Origin of the sequence: Vibrio sp. 070316B (genome assembly GCF_013114115.1) — a bacterium.
Classification (GTDB): domain Bacteria; phylum Pseudomonadota; class Gammaproteobacteria; order Enterobacterales; family Vibrionaceae; genus Vibrio; species Vibrio chagasii_B.
Genome location: NZ_VTYC01000001.1, coordinates 123,946 through 143,502 on the forward strand (window position 1 = coordinate 123,946; position 19,557 = coordinate 143,502).

At 44.6% G+C, this 19,557-nt stretch carries 22 protein-coding genes; 15 read left to right on the forward strand and 7 right to left on the reverse strand.

Annotated elements, in window-relative coordinates; genetic code table 11:
- Positions 1–10: 10 nt before the first annotated feature.
- Complete coding sequence (locus F0251_RS00575; protein ID WP_061031879.1) at positions 11–1,405, reverse strand: glutamate decarboxylase; 1,395 nt, start codon at positions 1,403–1,405, stop codon at positions 11–13.
- A 328-nt stretch (positions 1,406–1,733) separates the two neighbouring features.
- Positions 1,734–2,072 (reverse strand): hypothetical protein, encoded by a 339-nt coding sequence (locus F0251_RS00580; RefSeq protein ID WP_171730101.1) that lies wholly within the window; start codon positions 2,070–2,072, stop codon positions 1,734–1,736.
- 247 nt (positions 2,073–2,319) lie between these two features.
- Here F0251_RS00580 and F0251_RS00585 point away from each other — a divergent pair, with 247 nt between their 5' ends.
- From F0251_RS00585 to F0251_RS00605, 5 genes are all read left to right on the forward strand, one after another.
- Positions 2,320–3,153 (forward strand): AraC family transcriptional regulator, encoded by an 834-nt coding sequence (locus tag F0251_RS00585; protein WP_004739967.1) that lies wholly within the window; start codon positions 2,320–2,322, stop codon positions 3,151–3,153.
- 104 nt (positions 3,154–3,257) lie between these two features.
- Positions 3,258–3,986, forward strand: a complete 729-nt coding sequence (locus F0251_RS00590) for an AzlC family ABC transporter permease (RefSeq protein ID WP_171730102.1) — start codon at positions 3,258–3,260, stop codon at positions 3,984–3,986.
- A 2-nt stretch (positions 3,987–3,988) separates the two neighbouring features.
- A complete protein-coding gene (locus F0251_RS00595; protein WP_171368837.1) occupies positions 3,989–4,318 on the forward strand; it encodes an AzlD domain-containing protein in 330 nt (109 codons plus the stop codon).
- 46 nt (positions 4,319–4,364) lie between these two features.
- Complete coding sequence (locus F0251_RS00600) at positions 4,365–4,670, forward strand: NIPSNAP family protein (protein ID WP_116870221.1); 306 nt, start codon at positions 4,365–4,367, stop codon at positions 4,668–4,670.
- An 80-nt stretch (positions 4,671–4,750) separates the two neighbouring features.
- Entirely contained in the window at positions 4,751–5,533 is a 783-nt protein-coding gene (locus tag F0251_RS00605; RefSeq protein ID WP_171730103.1) for a viroplasmin family protein, read from the forward strand.
- Positions 5,534–5,635: 102 nt separating this feature from the next.
- On the opposite strand, the gene F0251_RS00610 is transcribed toward F0251_RS00605, so the two are convergent.
- Complete coding sequence (locus F0251_RS00610; protein WP_171730104.1) at positions 5,636–6,781, reverse strand: glycosyltransferase family 4 protein; 1,146 nt, start codon at positions 6,779–6,781, stop codon at positions 5,636–5,638.
- A 287-nt stretch (positions 6,782–7,068) separates the two neighbouring features.
- On the opposite strand from F0251_RS00610, the gene F0251_RS00615 reads away from it, so the two are divergent.
- The 7 genes from F0251_RS00615 (at position 7,069) to F0251_RS00645 (ending at position 12,864) form a co-directional block, all read left to right on the forward strand.
- A complete protein-coding gene (locus tag F0251_RS00615; protein ID WP_171730105.1) occupies positions 7,069–7,995 on the forward strand; it encodes a glycosyltransferase family 2 protein in 927 nt (308 codons plus the stop codon).
- 16 nt (positions 7,996–8,011) lie between these two features.
- Positions 8,012–9,448 carry a lipopolysaccharide biosynthesis protein gene (locus tag F0251_RS00620; RefSeq protein ID WP_171730106.1) on the forward strand — a complete coding sequence of 479 codons (1,437 nt, stop codon included), beginning with the start codon at positions 8,012–8,014 and terminating at the stop codon, positions 9,446–9,448.
- Positions 9,449–9,522: 74 nt separating this feature from the next.
- Complete coding sequence (locus tag F0251_RS00625) at positions 9,523–9,840, forward strand: hypothetical protein (protein ID WP_171730107.1); 318 nt, start codon at positions 9,523–9,525, stop codon at positions 9,838–9,840.
- Positions 9,841–9,966: 126 nt separating this feature from the next.
- Positions 9,967–10,581 (forward strand): LysE family translocator, encoded by a 615-nt coding sequence (locus F0251_RS00630; RefSeq protein ID WP_171730108.1) that lies wholly within the window; start codon positions 9,967–9,969, stop codon positions 10,579–10,581.
- 21 nt (positions 10,582–10,602) lie between these two features.
- Positions 10,603–11,583 (forward strand): phosphotransferase enzyme family protein, encoded by a 981-nt coding sequence (locus F0251_RS00635; protein WP_171730109.1) that lies wholly within the window; start codon positions 10,603–10,605, stop codon positions 11,581–11,583.
- A 36-nt stretch (positions 11,584–11,619) separates the two neighbouring features.
- On the forward strand, positions 11,620–12,396 hold the full coding sequence (locus F0251_RS00640) for a phosphotransferase family protein (RefSeq protein ID WP_171730110.1): 777 nt from the start codon (positions 11,620–11,622) through the stop codon (positions 12,394–12,396).
- A 33-nt stretch (positions 12,397–12,429) separates the two neighbouring features.
- Complete coding sequence (locus tag F0251_RS00645) at positions 12,430–12,864, forward strand: N-acetyltransferase (RefSeq protein WP_116870228.1); 435 nt, start codon at positions 12,430–12,432, stop codon at positions 12,862–12,864.
- A gap of 56 nt (positions 12,865–12,920) precedes the next feature.
- Here the strand turns inward: F0251_RS00645 and F0251_RS00650 are convergent, their stop codons facing one another.
- The 4 genes from F0251_RS00650 to F0251_RS00665 all read right to left on the reverse strand — a co-directional run bounded on the left by F0251_RS00650 (position 12,921) and on the right by F0251_RS00665 (position 15,967).
- Entirely contained in the window at positions 12,921–13,388 is a 468-nt protein-coding gene (locus tag F0251_RS00650; RefSeq protein ID WP_171730111.1) for a DUF3429 domain-containing protein, read from the reverse strand.
- A complete protein-coding gene (locus F0251_RS00655) occupies positions 13,385–13,930 on the reverse strand; it encodes a glutathione peroxidase (protein WP_017065245.1) in 546 nt (181 codons plus the stop codon). Before F0251_RS00655 ends, F0251_RS00650 begins: the two co-directional genes overlap by 4 nt.
- 115 nt (positions 13,931–14,045) lie before the next feature.
- Positions 14,046–15,359, reverse strand: a complete 1,314-nt coding sequence (locus F0251_RS00660) for an AarF/ABC1/UbiB kinase family protein (protein WP_171730112.1) — start codon at positions 15,357–15,359, stop codon at positions 14,046–14,048.
- Positions 15,360–15,580: 221 nt separating this feature from the next.
- A complete protein-coding gene (locus tag F0251_RS00665; RefSeq protein ID WP_116870231.1) occupies positions 15,581–15,967 on the reverse strand; it encodes a thiol-disulfide oxidoreductase DCC family protein in 387 nt (128 codons plus the stop codon).
- A gap of 162 nt (positions 15,968–16,129) precedes the next feature.
- Here F0251_RS00665 and F0251_RS00670 point away from each other — a divergent pair, with 162 nt between their 5' ends.
- The 3 genes from F0251_RS00670 to F0251_RS00680 all read left to right on the forward strand — a co-directional run bounded on the left by F0251_RS00670 (position 16,130) and on the right by F0251_RS00680 (position 19,542).
- A complete protein-coding gene (locus F0251_RS00670) occupies positions 16,130–16,687 on the forward strand; it encodes a DUF1439 domain-containing protein (protein WP_171730113.1) in 558 nt (185 codons plus the stop codon).
- Between the two features lie 226 nt (positions 16,688–16,913).
- Positions 16,914–18,476: a glutamate synthase-related protein gene (locus F0251_RS00675; RefSeq protein WP_171730114.1), complete on the forward strand. Its 1,563-nt coding sequence runs from the start codon at positions 16,914–16,916 to the stop codon at positions 18,474–18,476.
- A 274-nt stretch (positions 18,477–18,750) separates the two neighbouring features.
- A complete protein-coding gene (locus F0251_RS00680) occupies positions 18,751–19,542 on the forward strand; it encodes an arylamine N-acetyltransferase (RefSeq protein WP_171730115.1) in 792 nt (263 codons plus the stop codon).
- Positions 19,543–19,557 lie beyond the last annotated feature (15 nt).

Genomic DNA, 19,557 nt, shown 5'->3' on the forward strand with positions numbered 1-19,557 from the left:
GATGGGACAATTAACCGTGATTAAAGTTACTCGACTCGTCAGCGTCGCTACCATTGACGACAGGGTGTTTGTCAAAGAAGTCTACGCAGTGTTGTAAATCGGAAATCAAAAGATCCGCCATGTCTCGGCTAAATCCATGTCGAACCAAAATACGCATGATCACTAGATCTTCGCGTTCGGCAGGCATCGCATAAGCCGCAATTTGCCAGCCACGAGATCGAATGCGATCAGAAAGATCGTAGAGATTGAAGCCTGGTTTTGCGCCATCTTTTATTGACCAACTCAGTGCAGGGATACCACCATGTCCATCATAGATGATGTGGAACATACCCATTTTTTCGACTTCTTTGGCAAGGTAACGAGCGGTGTCATAACAAGCGTCATGGATCTTACGATAGCCCTCTTTACCAAGACGCAAGAAGTTATAATATTGAGCAACGATTTGACCACCAGGGCGAGAAAAATTGAGTGCAAAGGTGGGCATGTTTCCACCGAGGTAGTTGACGTTAAAGATTAAGTCTTCATGTAGAGCATCGGCATCTCGCCAAACAACCCAACCAACGCCAAGTGGGGAAAGGCCAAACTTATGTCCAGAGGCATTGATGGACTTTACTCGTGGTAAACGGAAATCCCACACTAAATCTGGATCGCAGAATGGGGCAAGAAAGGCACCACTCGCACCATCAACGTGAATCGGAATATCTAGCCCGGTTTCTTCTTGTAGTTTATCTAACGCTTCATGTACTGCTTGTACTGGCTCATATTGGCAAGTAAAGGTCACGCCTAAAGTTGGGACAACACCAATCGTATTTTCGTCACAACGTTTGATTACTTCCTCTGGGGTCATGATCAGGCGGTCGCCTTGCATTGGGATTTCGCGAAGTTCAATGTCCCAGTAACGGGCAAATTTATGCCAACAAACCTGAACCGGGCCGCAGATAAGGTTAGGGCGGTCAGTTGGCTTGCCTTGCTTCTTCATTTTTTCACGCCATGCCCATTTAAGCGCCATACCGCCAAGCATTGCTGCTTCACTTGAGCCTGTTGTTGAGCACCCCATTGGATTCTCAGCGTTAGGTGCATGCCAAAGATCTGCAAGCATGTGTACACATCGAGATTCGATTTCTGCCGTTTGTGGGTATTCATCTTTATCGATCATGTTTTTGTCGATGCATTCATCCATTAATTTATGGACTTCGTCTTCGACCCATGTTTGACAGAATGTCGCAAGATTCTGACGCGAATTACCATCTAGCATTAATTCATCATGCACGACTTGGTAAGCATGATCGGGTGCATGCTCTTGCTCTGGAATTCGATACTTGGGCATAACAACAGAAAGATCTTTGGAAGAATAAACATCATCTAAGAGTGAACCACGGACAGTCGATTTTTTATGAAGAGGCATGGTAAATCCTTTATCTTATTGAATTTATGTTACTTATTACCATTGGTATATCAGTAAATAACAATGTGGGCAGCTAAGTGAACATAGCAGGATTTTATAAAAATTCCGCCTAAATAAGCGTGTTGTTGCTTATTTCACGTTGTTTTATCTTTTTTTGTGCACGGTAAAACAAATATTTCAAAAGTACACTGTGTGGTGAAAAAACGGAGTTGCCATGATGAGTTTTATATGCCGTTGATGCTTATTTTTTCGTATTTTAAGTTTGGATATATAATTTCGTTCACTGATTATAATTTGGTCATTTTACGATGTTGAATTTTTAATCCTCTTAATTCGCAGGCAACACCACTGCCGACGCTTCTTCCTCTGAATCTTCTTTGTCGTCTACTTGTTCAGCAACCCAATCAATTGTCTTGGTTAAATAAAGCTTATTGGTTTCGGTATCACACCAACGCTTTGATAGACCTCTGCGGTTAAATTCGCTGCCAATAGCGGCTAGTGTTTGATTACTCGACCTTCCGTAATACAAGGTGTCGCACAGTTGTAGGTTCGACATCGATTGTGGGTATGTATTAACCGACGATGAGTTCATGCTTAGTGCTTTGGACTGATTATGCGTGCAACCCGTAAGGCTCAAGAAAAAGATCAATGCTAAGGCTTTCTTCATCATATCTCTGAACAGTTACTAATAATTGGCGGGGATTATGAGCATGATTAAGTCGTTGATTTGTCAATTCTTCGCTAACTGCTTAAAGAGCAAGATCTTGCTCGCAATTAGAGCACGTTATTGATCCGTTTAATTCCTAGGTCAAAAAATGTATTAACCGCCAAAAGCGCAATTTTGTACAAAAGCTAAAAGAGCCTATAGAGTAGACTGATAAGTCGCTCGATAATTAACAGGCTTGGGAATTGTTATGGAGAACAAGAAACGTTCTAAAGAAAAGGCCGAATATAAAGTCGCTGAGGAGCTCGGAGGCATTGAAATCCTTAATGCTGAGTACGAAAAGCAGAACTTCTCACGTCATAGTCATGAGGGTTACACGCTTGGGGTTATAGAGCAGGGCGCTCAACGTTTCTATCGCACAGGTGGTCATCATATCGCTCCCCAAGACGCTATTATTCTAGTCAATGCCGATGAGGTACATAGCGGTCATTCGGCAACGGAAGGCGGTTGGGCTTACCGCGCCATGTATCCGCTCCCAGAGCAACTGGCCAAAATTACTCAAGAACTTAACCTTCCTAATTATGGCGCCCCTTATTTCCCTAGGGCAGTCGTTGAAGACCCTGAACTCGCCAATCAATTGAGGCTGGTGTTTAATGCGATTGATGAATCGGATAATCGACTGCTCCGCGAAACCTTGATGTACGGGATGTTGGTTAAGCTGATTAGTCGACATGGCAAGTCGAGCCTTAAACCTCAGTTGGATAGTAAAACTCAGCGCCAACTTGTTCTGGTAAAAGAGTTTTTAGATGATTTTCCGCAGGCCGATGTCTCTTTGGAAGAGTTATCTAAATTGGCGGCCTTAAGTCCATTTCATTTAGTTCGATCATTTCAGAAAGAGTTTGGCCTTCCTCCTCATGCTTATCAGATCCAGTCTCGTTTGAGGCTGTCTCGCAAACTGTTGAAGCAAGGGCATACCATTTCAGATACTGCCCAAGAGTGTGGTTTTCACGACCAAAGCCATTTTCATCGACACTTTAAAAAGGCCAATGGCTACACACCGGGGCAATACATTAAGATGCTTTGAGCGTAGGCGAAAAATACGTTCGCTTAATCGAGCAAGTTTGTACAATCGAATCCACTCACGTGTTTTTACATTGAATAGCCAATGTGAAGAGAGAAAAGAACAATATGGATAATCAAAAGATGGATAGACGCACGCAGTTGTGGAAGGGCGTTTTAGCGGGAATGCCTCTGAGTATTGCCGTGATACCGTGGGGAATTTTAGCCGGCTCATACGCGATTGATGCTGGATTGAATCAACTGCAAGCACAAGCAATGTCAGCGATTCTATTTGCAGGCTCGGCGCAACTGGTCGCCGCAGGTATGTTCAAAGCGGGCATTGGCCTTGGCACCATGTTGCTGACCACACTGTTCATCACCTCAAGGCACTTCTTATACAGTGTGTCGATGCGCGACAAAATCAGTCACCTTCCAGCACGTTGGCGTCTATTACTTGGTTTTTGGCTCACCGACGAGCTGTTTGCGATTTGTAGTGGGCAGTCTCAGCAAGAGTTTAATCGTTGGTACGCAGCGGGTGTGGGCGGCGGTTTTTATCTGGTTTGGAACATCGCGAGTTTCGTCGGCATTGTCGCAGGAAGCCAAATCCCGTCACTCAATGAAATCGGTCTCGATTTCGCGGTAGCCGCGACGTTTATCGCGTTGGTTTTTCCCTTAATACGAACATTGCCTGTTGTCGTGTGTGTGGTGGTTTCACTGGTCACTTCGGTTACCATGTCGGTTAACAATATTGAGGGTGGGCTAATGATTGCAGCAATTGCTGGTATGTTGGCCGGCTTTTTTAGTGAGTCGTTTCAAGAGCGTAATAACGGCAAAAAGCCAGTCATGGAAGGGAAATAGAGATGATCTGGTTAACGATATTACTGATGACAGCGATTGTTTTCTTTAGTCGGTATCTGTTTCTTGAACCTGCTATTCCGCTTCGACTCAACCAAACGGCGCGACGTTTATTACGCTATTCAAGTCCAGCGGTGCTTACTGCGATCTGGGGGCCGATTGTGTTTGCTCCAGAGCAGACATTTTGGCCAAGTTTTGAAAACCCGTATTTAATCGGGGCGCTTGTGACAGGTTTGCTGATATGGAAAACAGGCAACGTGCTGCTAACCATTGGTGTCAGTATGGCTGTGTTTTTGTTCTACAACCTTGTGGCGATTGATTTCTTATTCTCTTGATGGCTAATCTAAATTTGGTGTGTTATTCAGTATTTGAGGGTGGTATATGATTACTTGTTATGTTCGATATGTAATTGATCCTAAAAAGATTAAGGAGTTTGAGACCTACGCAAAAATGTGGATTCCTTTGGTGGCTAAATTTGGCGGTCAGCACAATGGCTATTTTCTACCATCTGAAGGCGCGAACAATATTGCGATGGCACTGTTTTCATTTGATAGTTTAGCGGCTTATGAAGAGTATCGAACCTTATCTTTGAAAGACCCGGAGTGTATTCGAGCCTTTGAATATGCGGATGAAGTTGATTGTATTGTCAGTTATGAGCGCAGCTTCTTTCGCCCCGTTTTTGAGTGATTGACCTTGCAACACGTGGCTCGGTGACTTCTAATGTATTGATTCACAGTTTGTGTCGTTAGGTTTGGTAAGGAGTTAATTTGGCTAAGAAATATTATGTGGTTTGGAAAGGTCGCAAACCAGGTATCTTTACCACTTGGAATGAGTGTAAAGCGCAAGTCGATGGTTTTGCGGGCGCGAGATATAAATCGTTTCCAACACTGGGAGAAGCTGAATCAGCCTTTGGTGGTAGCTCGTCTTTTGCGACTAAGTCTACCTCAGGTTCTAAGTCTGCATTTCCGAAGTCCAGTGGTGCAAACAAGTCAAAGACTCCACCTCTTTCTCAGCAGCAAATTACTGACATGCCATTTGATATTAAAATCTTTACTGATGGTGCATGCGAGCCTAACCCAGGCGAAGCGGGAACGGGTTTAGCGGTTTATTTGAATAATGATCTCACTGAGCTATGGTATGGCTTGTACCAACCGATGGGGACTAATAATACTGCTGAGCTACAAGGTTTAGAACAGGCCTTTATTCTCGCGAAAGAGAAGCTGAAAGCTGGGCTGTCGGTGGCGATTTATAGCGACTCAAAATATTCGATAGACTGCATTACTAAGTGGGCATCAGGCTGGGAGAAAAAGGGTTGGACTAAATCTGGTGGTGAGATAAAAAACCTCGATATCATTAAATCCGCTTACGCACTTTATCAAGAGCTCGCTTCTCAAATCACTATCTACCATGTGAACGGTCACGTCGGTATTGAGGGCAATGAGCTTGCTGACCGAATGTCTATTGTGGCGATCTCTTCGAAAGAGCAAGGTTTGAGCCGTTATATCGAAACGGACGATCTTGCAGAGATTTTAGCATTGCGCGCGGGTTAACAAGCACTGCTCGTGAGAGTTCGAATTATCTAGAGCGTTACCGCTTTGAGCAATGTAACGCTTTGTTTTATTTTCTATTCTACTCGACAGCCTTAGCTGGCACTAAGCGGGGTTCTCTATCCAGTTAGACAACTGCTGGGCTTGCTTGAGAGAGTTAAACATAGTTTCAACTCGTGCTCTGGCTCTCATCCCCATTTCTGCTCTCTCGTCACTGCTTAGCTGAGCCAGTCGCTCGATGGTTTCTCTTAATTCTTCTACGCTTTTCTCATTGACTAAAAAGCCAGTCTCTGGAGTGACAATCTCTTTGCAGCCCATGATGTTTGTAGTGATCACGGGTACGCCAACCGCCATGGCCTCTTTCAGAACTAAGGGGCCGGTATCGACGCAGCCTGTTTCTGAAAAACAGAACGGCGCTACTAAAGTGTCGTACTTGGGCAAATTCTTTTTCACCCATTCGTGTGTTTGAGCCCCGTGGAAAGTAACGTTGCGAGTCAGATTTTGATGATTGACCTGCATTCTCAATTGCGCCTCTAAATCCCCCGTGCCGACGATATCTAAATGGATGTTGAGTGGCCCAGCAATAGGCTCGAGTGCGTCGATTAAGTGATGCACGCCTTTTTGTTCGACAAGTCGTCCGAGGAACACTAAACGCAAGAGCCTAGTCTCACTTTTGACCTGCTGTTTGAACTGCTTGGTGTTCACACCACAGTGCAACAATTTAACGTTGCCTTTCGCCATGTTGTTGAAGTCGTTAAGCATGTCTTTGCACACAGCGACCACGAAATCACTTGAAGATATTTTGTGTTCGATGTCATAAGCAAACTCGTAAACATCATGCCCATGAGCGACAAATGAGCAGGTAATGTTAAGCAGCTTGGCAGCGACAATAGCATGTGCAGTAGTGTGTTGGCAGAAGTGCGCATGTACGTGGTCAATGTCTTTTTCTGCCAGTTGTAAAGCTAGCTTAAACCCATACCCGAAAAGAGACTTCTTGGGCATGCTGTTTTGTCTTGAGACAAATGACAGTGCTTTGACAAATCCGAGCCAATTAATGTGGGTTATTTTGCCCATACGAACATCTTGGCCGATTTTAACAATGTCGTAGTCGAACGATTTTTCGCTGCTTTCAATTTTGAATGTCATTACGCAGACGTCATGTCCACAAGCTTTCACGGATTCCACTTCCGTTTGGATAAAAGTTTCGCTAAGTACCGGGTATGTCGGCGCAACGAACGCTACTTTCTTCATTTTTCTCTCCCTTGACGAAGGTCACTACAGCTAACTAAGCAAGATGCGAACCAAGATTAAAGCCCTTTTGGGAGAGGCTTTTTGATGCTTTTCTTGATCTTATGCGACGGTTAACCCTGTTTTTCTCAAAATGGAAATCAATTTCGAATTGAGCATGCTTCAATGCTATTTGTCATTTTGCAAAAGGGCACATAGGTGGCTGATATGAAAGCGATCCAGTAGGTCATGGAATACGGCACAGAACATGCAGTACAAGCTGTACAACGTACAAATGTGAGAGCGTCATTATGGCTAAAGTAAGTGTTGTTATCCCTACCTACAACTGTTTGGACTATCTACCAAAGGCCATTGGTAGCGTGCTTAAGCAGACCCATCAAGATATCGAATTGATCATTATCGATGATAATAGCAATGATGGAACCTCGACTTATCTCGCATCGATTCAAGATCACCGGATCGTTAAGTTATCAACCTTGGGAGTAGGGGCACCACAAGCAAGAAACCTGGGTATAGAGAAAGCAATAGGGGAGTTTATCGCCTTTTTAGACGCAGATGATTTTTGGTTCCCTGAAAAAATTGAGCGCCAACTCGAGTTCCACCAACGATACCCTGAAATGGCAATGAGTTTCACTAACTACGAGCACCTAACAGAAGACTATGAAGTCATCGTTGATTGCTTTAGCTATTGGTCGCAATTTCAAAATCGAGAAGAGCAGTTCATCAACATCGATAACCCACTAGAGTTCATCATTGAAAACAATGTGATTGGTACGTCAACCGTCATGGTGAAAGCCGATGTGTTTTCGCAAACCGATAGCTTTAATGCAGACATCAAGTATGGTGAAGATTGGGAGTTGTGGCTTCGAATGAGCGAAAACCATCAGATTGGTGTTTTGAACTCTGTTGAGGTGGGTTACTTAATGAGAGCAACATCTGTGACTCAAACTGAAGACCTCAAGCTCAGAAACCTAGCTTCTATAGAGACCATTCTTCAGCGTTATCAAAACAACAGCCAGCGATGGAATTTACCTCAGTCTAGTTTTAAAGTTGCAAAGGCTAGAATATTAGAGGGCTATGCAGACTATTATCGAGGCTTACAACAGAATAGACAGGCTATTGCCTACAGTTTCCGCTCTTTGGTGATGGCTCCTCAAAAACGTACATTGCGACATTTGATAGGTGACTGTAAGAGTTTCCTAAAGCCTGCATGGTAAGGGATCGGTGACTCGTATGGGTTCGTTAAAACAGTCAGCCTATTACGCTATTGGCATATTGATGATGAAAGGGATTTCTTTGGTGATGATCCCTTACATTACTCACAAAATGACGTTGGCAGAATATGGATCATTAGAAGCGATCGTCTTACTGGCGGACATCGGTACGATCCTGTTTAGTTTCGGTATTGTTGAATCGATGTATCGTTACGTTGGCGTCGCGGAAGGCGATGAAAAGCGAAAGCTGATATCTAACTGCTTCACGCTTAGCCTAGTGGTGTGTTTACTTGGTGGCGTGCTTATTGCGCTCAGCATGCCTCTGTTGCTGCTGACGTTGCCTGTTGAATTCAAACCTTATCAGATCGTTCTTCTACTCATTCCTACGATGCTCGACGGGGCAATATCCATTCCGCTTACTTTGATGCGCATGAACGCAATGGCAAAGCGTTTTTGCCAACTCAACGTATTGAAAGCCAGTGTTCAGGCGATTATGACGTTTGTACTGCTTGAAGCGGGTTATGGCATTGATGGCGTGCTGATTTCTGCTGCTGCTTCCAGTGTACTATTGATGCTGTGTCTCGTTAGCTATCAATGGCAACAGATGGGCAGCTTAGGTTGTTTTCAATATTCAGCAAAGATCTTGAAATTTGGGTTACCAACCTTGGTTGGCGGCGCCTCTATTTATATGATCACCGGGCTAGATCGCTGGGTGATGGCAAGTTTTGTTGGGGTTGAGGAGTTAGCCGTTTATGCGGTTAGTGGTAAGTTTGCGCTAATTCTAGGCTTGCTGCTGCAACCTTATGCGCTTTGGTGGTTTCCAAATCGAGTCGCCATGCTTCAGCAACCCGGCGGCAGCAAAATGTGTGCAGACAGAGCCTTAGCCGGAGTTAACCTAGCCATAGTGTTAGGGGGCTTGATGATCTTAACTGTTCCGGGCTTCATTTCTCTTATTTTACCAAGCAGCTATCATCAGGCTGGGGTTATTGTGGTCGCACTGCTAGCGATTGCGGTTATTAAAAGTGCGGGAGACTACCTCAACTTAGGCTGTTTCAGTGGAGACTCAAGTCAATCACAGATGTGGATACAAGGCGGCTGTGCGGTATTGGCAGCAATTGGTTATTTTGCGGTAGCGCCTATTTATGGAGTGTGGGGTGTTATCACTGTTCTTTGCGTCACTTATATTGTGCGACTCATGCTTTTGTATATTGTAAGCCAAATGATGGAACCGTTGCCTTACGAGCATAGCAAGTGGGTCATGGCAGTCAGTATCGCATCAGTGGCGATAGTTAGTGATCAACTTTTGGGGTTGGTTTTGGTTGATGTTCATGACTTTATTCTGGGTACTGCTGTCGGTTTAATCACGCTGGTGGTCTTTGTGAAATACTCGGTGATCGTTATCCCCCAGGCTCTACTTGATAAGCTCACACCGGGAAAGCATTCGCACGCAAATTAAATAAAACACTGTTCATTATTGGCTGAGTTAGATAGTATTTATAAATTCAATGAATGCTAACTATGGAAAGATATATGAATAAGTGGATTGTACTTTCAGCGTTTTGCTCAACTCTATCGTATGCTTCTGCTGAGCTTGTCAGCCAAGATTTATTGTCTCACCATTTTGATGCCCCAGAGCTCACATCTCTGGAAACACAACACAGCGTTTGTAGCAGCCTTGTCTGTAGTTCAATATCCGAACCACAATTAGTTTCTTCTGCGGGGGATTTTCCTGAACGCGAATCGAACCCAACGATAGATACGATAACCAGCGCAATCTACTTCTTGGGTGAAATGGGCGTTGCTGAAAACCTATCGACTCCAGAATATGAAAAATTCTTTGAGAACTAGCTGAGAGGTTATATATACCGAGAGGCGCTTTTTTGTCCTATTACAAAGTACATAAAATACTGTTATAAAAGCTTCTATCACATTTTATGATTCAATTACGTAATACATGACGACTAGGACACCCCGATGGAAATATGGAAGTTGCTGCTGTTTATTCCAGCGTGCTTTGCGCTGAACATGACGCCTGGCCCAAACAATCTTTTGTCGATGAATAATGCCCGTTGCTATGGCTTTAAAGCCGCATTTATAGCAGGGTTAGGTAGAATCGTTGCTTTCTCAGGAATGATTGCGTTGGCGGCGTCTGGCTTGGCCGTGGTGCTTTATACTTCTGAGACCTTGTTCTTTCTTATCAAGTTGTTTGGTGCCATGTATTTGCTTTGGATTGCGTTCAACTTATGGCGTTCACAAGCCAGCCCTGTCGCGGACATCGAGCGCAATAAAAACTGGTTTGGTCTAGTTCAACAAGAGTTCGCCCTTGCAGCTGGTAATCCCAAAGCGATACTTATCTTTACCGCATTTCTGCCTCAATTCGTTGATGTTTCAGCCAATGTAAACACACAGTTCTTCATTCTAGGTGGCACATTCCTAGTGTTAGAGCTACTCGCGATATCTATCTACGCTGCCTTTGGTTTATACCTCAGAAACTGGTTCTCCAAGCCGCAAATGGCTAAGCGTTTCAACAAAGCGTGCTCGGTTTTTCTTGCTCTATCCGGTGCTAATCTGTTGGTGAGTCGTCAGTAACGAATTAGGGCTGAAAGCAATATGGTAAGCACAGATATCCTTTCTCATTGGCTAGATACTAAACCCCACATGTCGCTAGCTGAAGTTACTCTTGGGGCAAACAATTCAGTGTATAAGGTTGAATCCACACCAGCTTTCTTTTTGAGGAAGTACAGGACTCATGATGTCAGCCGTATAATTAATGAGCATAAACTGCTGTTCTTTATATCTCAAAAAGTACCCACTGTTGTTTCGCCCTGCCTCACTTCACATGGCCAAAGTTTTGTTGAGGTCAATGGTGAATACTATGCGTTGTTTCCAGAGGCTCATGGTTCCTTGATTGAGAAGCATGCTTTGACAGACAAGCATGCATTCGAAGCCGGTATTACCCTTGCAAAGCTTCATCGTCAGTTGAGTCTCTACCCTAGAAATGGAATGCAAAACGAGATATTTCCAGTTATCCAACTGTCATGGGATAGAGAGCAATGGCTACAGCGTCTTGATAAGATCATTGCTGCTATCGAAGCAAAAGGGGAGCAAAACGTGGAGGATGCCTGGGCGCGACGAAGGTCTATGCAGCAACGTTGTTTTTTAGCAAGTGATCAAAGTGTTCACTCTTATAAGACCAAAACTGATCGAGTACTGATTCACGGCGACTTTCATCACTATAATCTCTTCTTTGATAATCATTCTAAGGTGAGTGGTATTATCGATTGGGACTTAGTTCAATACATGCCACCTGCCTACGAAATAGCCCGGGCTTGCATGTACATGTTTGACATGGATGTGAAGAAGTCGGTCGAATTTGTGAGCGGTTACTTGTCCACTAATGAACTTTCAGAAGAGAGTATTATTGATGGAGCCTGTGCTTGGGGCATTTTTGCTGACCACCATATTTGGGCGTTGGAAGAGGTATATTTAAAGCAGAACTTAGCCGCACGTAAATTCATACCTCATAAGAACTTTTTGCCTTTTGCTCAGCAATGGTTATTGATAGAGTCGCGCTTGGTAAATAAGCGATAACGGTAAGGTGTTTCATTGTATTCTCAGGGATCTCTAATGAGTAACAAAGATCTATCTAAAATGGGTTCGGCTAAGGTAACTCTTGTAAATCGTAATGGCGTACCTTGTATTCGAAAGCAAGGGGCAGGTGAGGTTGAAATTTCTTTTTACCAACATGCTGCGCAACATTTATCTGGTGTACATAGCCCTACGTTGTTGGTAGTGGAAGGAGATACTCTGTTCATCGAGCACATTCCTCACTCTTTAACACTAAATGAGCTTCAAACGACTTCAGAGGTGTATCAGCAACTATCTCGTATTCATCAGTCTCAATATTCGCCGAGTTTTGCAGTGAAAGAGCATAGATGGAGTACCTGTGCCACTGAAGCTGCACTAATATCTCTGAACTTACCTCAAGTGACTCAAGACAGTTTACTGCGTATCCAGCAATTGAGTGGTGCTTTGTTCGACCAGAAAACCTTGATCTCTGGCGATGCGAACGAGGGAAATTGGGGAAGAAGAGATAACGGTCAGCTGGTGTTATTTGATTGGGAGCGTTTTGGTTATGGCAGCCCAGCTATCGATTTGGCACCGCTCGTTTCTCGTATGGGGACTTTGTCCGACTATGAGTTTATTGTTGACCAGTACTTACCTCATAACAATCTGATTTACCGAGAAGATTTAATAAAACAATTGATCATAGCGAAAAGCTGGATCGTAATCGAAGTCACGAATATATTAGTCACGCGCAACAACCCCCAAGCTTCGAAATACATCCACTGGTTTAGGGAGCAATTACCAACTTGGCTAGCTACTGTGGAAGGTCTGCTGTAACAAGGTTGGAGTCAAATCTATAAAGGTCTATCTATGAATATTGTCTGTGCGGAAAAACAGGAACTGGCTGAAATTTACCAGCTTGAACATGCTTTGTTTGGTGACCATGCCTATCCGCAATTTTTCATTCGTCAGGCATTTGATTGCTGGGGAAAAGGTTTATTAGTTGCTAAGCAAGACTCAAAGATTGCGGGCTATGCCTTAACGACATCTACGAACACGCAGAATGAGTTTTGGGTCCTATCATTAGCGGTAGACCCAAATTATCGTGGTATGGGAATTGGCCGGAAACTGATGCAACAGTCGGTTGAGCAGCTGCCCCGAGACGCTAAGCTTTTGCTCACTGTAGATCCAAATAACACATCCGCTTGCGCGCTCTACGCGTCAATGGGATTTTCTACGATCAAACAAGAAGAAAACTACTTTGGTGATGATGAGCCGAGGTTAGTGATGCAGCTCATCATCTAGATTGTTGCTAACGGTTTTTAATCGAAGGCTCACAGTTCAAAGACAGTCTCGTAGCTCTAGGTCAGCATCACGATACCGTGCATTAATACTACGCTAGAGGTGAGCCGAGTTCTCATATCAAAGTAGCCATCGGGACCTTGGCTCTGGTTCTCTTCTCTTATCGTCCTTTCAGCTCGCCAAACCGCAATATAACCAAGGATAAGAATCAGAGTTGTCGCCAGTTCTTTTTGTTCACCAAGCAATACTGCCAGCCATGCGACGAGCACAATCGCGTTACTTAGCAGTAGCGCTTTGTTACTTGATTGGCTTTCAAAGTTCTCGATGCCGTTTTCCCACAAGATCCCTGAAAGAAAGCTCAAAATAGCCACGCTGTAGGTGATGAACAGCGTTTCACCGCTTATCCCCACAAATTGGCTGTCGGTGAGCGAGAGGAGTAGACCAAATAGAAACGGGATTAACCCCAGGTACCCCAGTTTGGCCATGGTGTTACGGGTTTGAGTTGTTGCCATGTAATCTGCCTTCATAGCTGTTGCTCGATCGCGTTTTTGAGCGTAGCGCTCACTGGTGATGTGGAGCTAGGGAAGGTGGCGACGACTTTGCCTTCTTTACTGATCAAGAATTTGTAAAAGTTCCATTTAGGCGTTACGCCCGCTTGCTGTTGTATCTCCGCAAATACGGGATTGGCGTTACTACCCGACAGTGAAGCTCGTGCCATCATAGGGAAGGTCACGCCGTAGTCGAGGTAACAGACCTTTGCCGTCTTCTCTTCACTTCCTTTGTCTTGGCGAAAATCATTACTTGGGAAACCGATAACGGTGAAGTCTTGATCTTTGTAGGTTTGATGAAGTTGTTCGAGCTGCTCAAACTGCGGAGTGAAGCCACATTGGCTAGCGGTGTTTACCACCAATAGAGTTTTGCCTTTAAACTCATCGCACAAGGCGATTTCTTCGGTTGAATTTAATAAGCGCTGTTTGCCATTGAGTATCTCTGGGCAGCTCGCTGCAAAGGCGATGGAACTCGTGAGGCTTGTAATCAGTACGGTTGAGCAAAGTAGTGAACATTTCATGAGGGTTGGCTCATTTTAGTTGGCGTAATGGTTATTACTCTTGAGCACGATGAAATGATCACTTTGCGTATTATTTATTGTCTCTTTAACTCGCGTTTTTAGTTGTACATTTGTTCTATAAGATTAGATATGGAGTGACCAAACGACTGATATTCACTTTTGCACCAAGGCGAGCTGCTAATAGATACATACCCCCAATTTTTCGATGTAGGAACAGCGCATCGGCGGGTGGGGTGTGCCAATACTCTTGTTCCATGCTCAGAATGGTGCCAGCTTCACGAAGACGTTGTGCCAAACCACTTGCTTTGAAGTCGTAGTCTTCGTCTACCAACATCGGCTCGCAAGCCATCTTCACTAGGTTTAGAATCGCTTGGCGTTGATCAGGGAGAATTGTCTCGCTAAAGAATCCAATCTGCTCTAACGCTTGATTGAGCTCTTGCTCATCTTTGTTAATGACAGAGGAAAAAGCCAAGCGATAACCCTCGCTAAAGCGGTCACTGTATTCACGGGTTGCTCCAAAATCTAACAAGCCGATTTGTCGGGTGTTTTCAACATAAAGGTAGTTGGCGAAATTAGGGTCGGTTTGCACCATCTTAAAGTCGAACAACTCTCTGAATAGGAGCTCAAGCAGGCTGTGCATCACAAAGTCACGGGTGCTTTGGTCGTAGCTTTCTATCTGTTCTATTGAGACGCCCTCAATGAAGTCCATGGCGAGCACGGATTCTGAAGAGACTTGCGGATGAATCTTAGGTACGACGAAGTGCGAATGCTCTTTTAATGCGTCATGGTAACGAGTCGCGTAGTCAGCCTCGCGAGCATAGTCTGCTTCATCATGGAGCTGTTTTTTTGCTTCCTCTAACAAACCTTTGTAGTCGACCGATTTGGGTATCAAGCCAACGATGTTGAGTAGTGTGCCGACGTTATCTACATCACTGTCGATGCTTTTTCGAATGCCTGGATATTGGACTTTGACGGCGAGCTTGTCTCCAGCATCGCTGTATGCTTGATGAACTTGTCCAATGGACGCACTGGCAATCGGTTTAAAGTTGAAGGAAAGGAATTCGGTTTTCCAATGGTTTCCGAGTGAGCTTTCTAAGACTTGATTGAGCTGCTTTGTTGGCAATGGGGCAGCGTCTGAGCGCAGGCGAGAAAGAATGTCGGCTAACTCTGGCTCTAAGACATCTCCCGCATCCATTGAAAGCATTTGCCCCAATTTCATCGCAGCTCCACGCAGGTGCGCGAGCTGGTCGGTCAGGCGAGCTATGTTCTGTGGCGTTAACAGTAAATCTTTTGCCTTGGGCCTGTTGCCTTGTGCAATTTGCTTGGTGCCTTCTGTTAGCACGTTACCTGCGACTCTTGTCGCCAGCGAGGCGAACTTGCTGAATCTAGAAAGTCTATGAGTGGGAAGTTTTCTCTCTTTTGCCGACATAAAGTCTCTCTCTGGGAATCAGGGTTCACTACAAAGTTCTATCAATCGCTACACAACCTTGTGTCTTGTTGTGATAACTTGTCGCCTGAATCAGTAACTTGATTGAAAAGGACAAAGCATGAAGTTTATTTGGTTGAAAGTCGCTCTTACCGTACTAGTGTTTGCTGCACTGTTTGGCATCGTTTACTACAAAGTCTCCAGTGGTATGTCTTAACTCAATACTATTTCGTACAGCTGTTTCCGTTGCAACGTGATTTTCCGGTTAGCCAGAATGAGATTTTATATCGATTCTTGGCGAACCTCAGGTAGCACCAGTCTGCAAACGGCTTAAATGTGGTCCAACGTAATGGCGCATAAAGCCAACCTTTTCCTACTAGGTTCCATGCTTGGTAGGTCACATCTAGCCCAAGTAGTAGCTTTCCGTTCTCATCAAGAGCATGCAGCACTGTGTTGGCCGCATCCGCATCAATCTGCGGATAGTTTGCAAACGCTTCGCTGTAGATATCGATAGTCTGGATCTTCCCCTCAGTGTCGTACTTGGCGAGTGCAGCCATCTCTTTGGCACACAGTGGACACGTTCCGTCATAAAATATCGTTAATTCAGTCATTGATTTCTTTACTATTTTTGCCATTTTCAAACTATACGCGAATGTTGATTAGGTGGATCATTCTGCCTACATATCCGACACTGTCAGTGTGACGACTGTTTTACGATATCATCTCGAGGTAACATCCGTTCCATGCAATTAGAAATTAAGAGTCGAATTTACATGACAACCAAGCTAATTAATCGCTTCATCATCACCTGTATCGCGCTCATCTTGAGTGGTTGTGTGAGCTACAGCGTTACTGAACAAGAAATGACGAACTACCTGCAAGATTCGGTGATGTTAGAACAAGAAGTCGGTGTGCAAAACGTTATGTATGCGCAAGTGGCGGTTGATGACTTAGCGGTGCAAATTGGTCGAACTGATGCCGAGCGTGTGTCTGTTCTGGCGAATACCAATGCAAAGGTTCAAGTGTTTAATTTGCCAAACATGGGGCTAGATCTGGATATCGAATTCAGCGCGATTCCTGAATATGACAAGGAAAGTGGTGAAGTGTACCTAAAGTCTCTGCGTCTAGAACGCTTTGAGGAAAAGGGAAAGCAGCTTTCTCCTGAGATAGAGAAGTTACTTAAGCCTGCCGTTTCTATGATTGGTTTTGCTTTGTCCCAGTCACCGGTTTACAAATTGGACAGCAACAAGGTTCAAGAGTCATTGATCAAGTCATCGGAACCTAATCTAGTGATTAAAGACAACAAGCTGGTCATCGAGTTATTTGATTAACCCTTCCCGTTTAACTTGGACTCAGATTTAAAACACAATGGCTGCCAATTTGGTGGCCATTTTTGTTTGTGTTGAACAAGCAATACTTCTGTTTTTAGGCTGTCTACTATGCTTGTTTTCACTGGCTCATTTATTGAATTCGCCGCGTATCTCACCTTTACTTTACTCTTGTGAGCAAGTCATCGCTTCAGTCATCAAATCATAAGAAAGAAAAGGTGAACGAACTATGAAGAATCCAGTAATAGCGGATAACAAACCCGTTAAGGTCGAGCTAACCGAGGGCGAGGAGTATTACTTCTGTACCTGTGGCAAATCGAAAAACCAACCGTTTTGTGATGGTTCTCATGCAGGAACGGGTTTCAAACCAAAGAGTTTCGTGGCCGAGGAAAGCGGCGACGCTTATCTGTGTCGCTGTAAGTATTCGAACAACCTCCCTTTTTGCGATGGCACCCATAAACAGTTTACGACTGAGCAAGTGGGTCAAGAAGGCCCCGATGTTCATATCCAAGCGGCAACGCCCGATCTCTCACCTGCGGCTTCTGCAACCAAAGAAGAGCCTACCGTCGAGTTTATTCATCAACTGGCGCGTGATGGCTTGTCCAAAGTGGGTCACCATGGGCCAATGACTTCAATGGGCGTCCCAAGATATCTATTACCTCACTGGGATGATATTCAAGTGATGGTTGCACAAATGGCGACCAAGCCGTTATTGGAAAATGTGCCCGTCGGTACTGAGCTTATTATTGGGCCAAAAGCGAAAAAACCGCTCAAATTGAACATCTCCTTGTTTGTTTCTGATATGAGTTTTGGGTCGTTATCTGAAGAAGCGAAAATCTCTTTAGCGACAGGCGCGGAGCTTGCGGGAACAGGCATCTGCTCGGGTGAGGGCGGTATGTTACCCGAAGAGCAAGCGGCGAACTCTCGCTACTTTTATGAATTAGCGAGTGCACAATTTGGTTACGATGAATCTAAGCTCAAAAATGTCCAAGCCTTCCATTTTAAAGGTGGGCAGGGTGCCAAAACCGGAACAGGCGGTCACCTACCGGGTGCGAAGAACATTGGCAAGATAGCAGAGGTGCGTGGCATTGAAGCGGGTACCGCCGCGATTTCGCCACCCACCTTTGTTGATCTAAAAACCGTCGAGGATTTCAAGAATTTCGCCGACCGGGTTCGAGAAGTGACAGGCGGGATCCCAATTGGCTTCAAGTTGAGTGCCAATCATATTGAAGAGGATATTCAGTTCGCATTGGATGCCAGTGCCGATTACATCATTTTGGATGGTCGAGGCGGTGGTACTGGGGCGGCGCCAGAAATGTTCCGTGACCATATTAGTGTGCCGACCATTCCAGCGCTTGCTCGTGCCAGAGCCTATCTAGACAAGCAAGGCGTAAGTGACAGAGTCACCTTAATCATTACTGGTGGGCTTCGTGTTCCGATGGACTTCGTAAAAGCGATGGCGCTTGGCGCTGATGGAGTCGCTATCTCGAACAGTGCCATGCAGTCGATAGGTTGTGTTGCCGCACGAATGTGTAACACCAATAATTGCCCAGCGGGTATCGCGACTCAAAAAGCCGATTTACGCCAACGGTTAAATGTTGAGAAGGCATCGAATCAATTGAAGAACTTTTTCGAAGCTTCGACTGAATTGATGCAAGTGATGGCGAGAGCTTGTGGTCATGATCATCTGAATCAGTTTAACCCTCACGATTTGGCCACATGGAATCGCGAAATGGCCGAGCTATCCGGGGTCGATTACTCTGGGGTCAGTCCATTAAACCAACTTAAGTAAATAATATTTCGATAAAGCACACTCACTGTATTTTGAGTGTGCTTATTATTGCCTGTGCAATGCCAATCGATGTTTAACCCTTCGTAATTAACAGCTTTATAAGTGTTTTTAAATTATTTCCTATTTTTTGAAAATATCGCTTTACCTCAAGTTAACTTGAGGTTTTATCATCATCCCCAATCTAAAAACATAAACAATCACCTTGTCATTTTTGAGCGTTGTCAGCTTGGAAGACGTCAGTCATTAGGTGATGAAAACAAATCAGGGGTTAGGTATGGAACAGCGTAAAGTCACCGAATATTTTTCAAGAATTGGTTTATCTCAACCAAGCGAGACCACAATCGAAAGCCTAAAGGCGATCCATCAACATCAACACCGAACCATTCCGTTCGAGAATTTTGATGTGGTTCAGGGGGTGCCTATTCAACTGTCTCAAGAGGCATTGCATGAAAAGCTGGTGGTTAATCAGCGAGGGGGGTATTGCCAAGAACTTAATGGGTTGTTGCTGAATGTGTTAACCCATATGGGCTTTGAAGCGAGAGCCTTACTGGGTCGAGTACACCTAGCGGGAGAGCCTACCGGGCGTAGCCATCGAGTAACATTGGTGACGATTGAAGGCAAACAGTGGTTAGTGGATGCGGGCTTTGGCACCTTTACCCCTCGTGCTCCATTGCTGATTGAAACCAATATTGAGCAGTCTAATGACTTACAAACTTTTCGTTTTATCGAAGATGAACGATATGGCTTCTTACTGCAGATAAAGCAGGGTGAAGAGTGGATGAGCGTGTACAGCCTAGACATGACGTATGTGGGTGCCAACGACTTAGAGTCGAGCAACTTCTTCACTTCAAACAGCCCGAAATCCATTTTTACATCAAACTGTATTGCGGCACTGCCGATTGAAGGTGGGATTGTCACGCTGCTTAACCAGAAAATTAAAATTAGCAAAAATGGCTCAACAGAAGAGTGGTTACTTGAAGACGAGCCTACGTACCTTGCTGCATTACAAACGTACTTTGGTTTAGCGCCAAATGTGCCTTTTCAAGCTTTAGAGAAATGTTTCTAACCAAATTCGAGGATC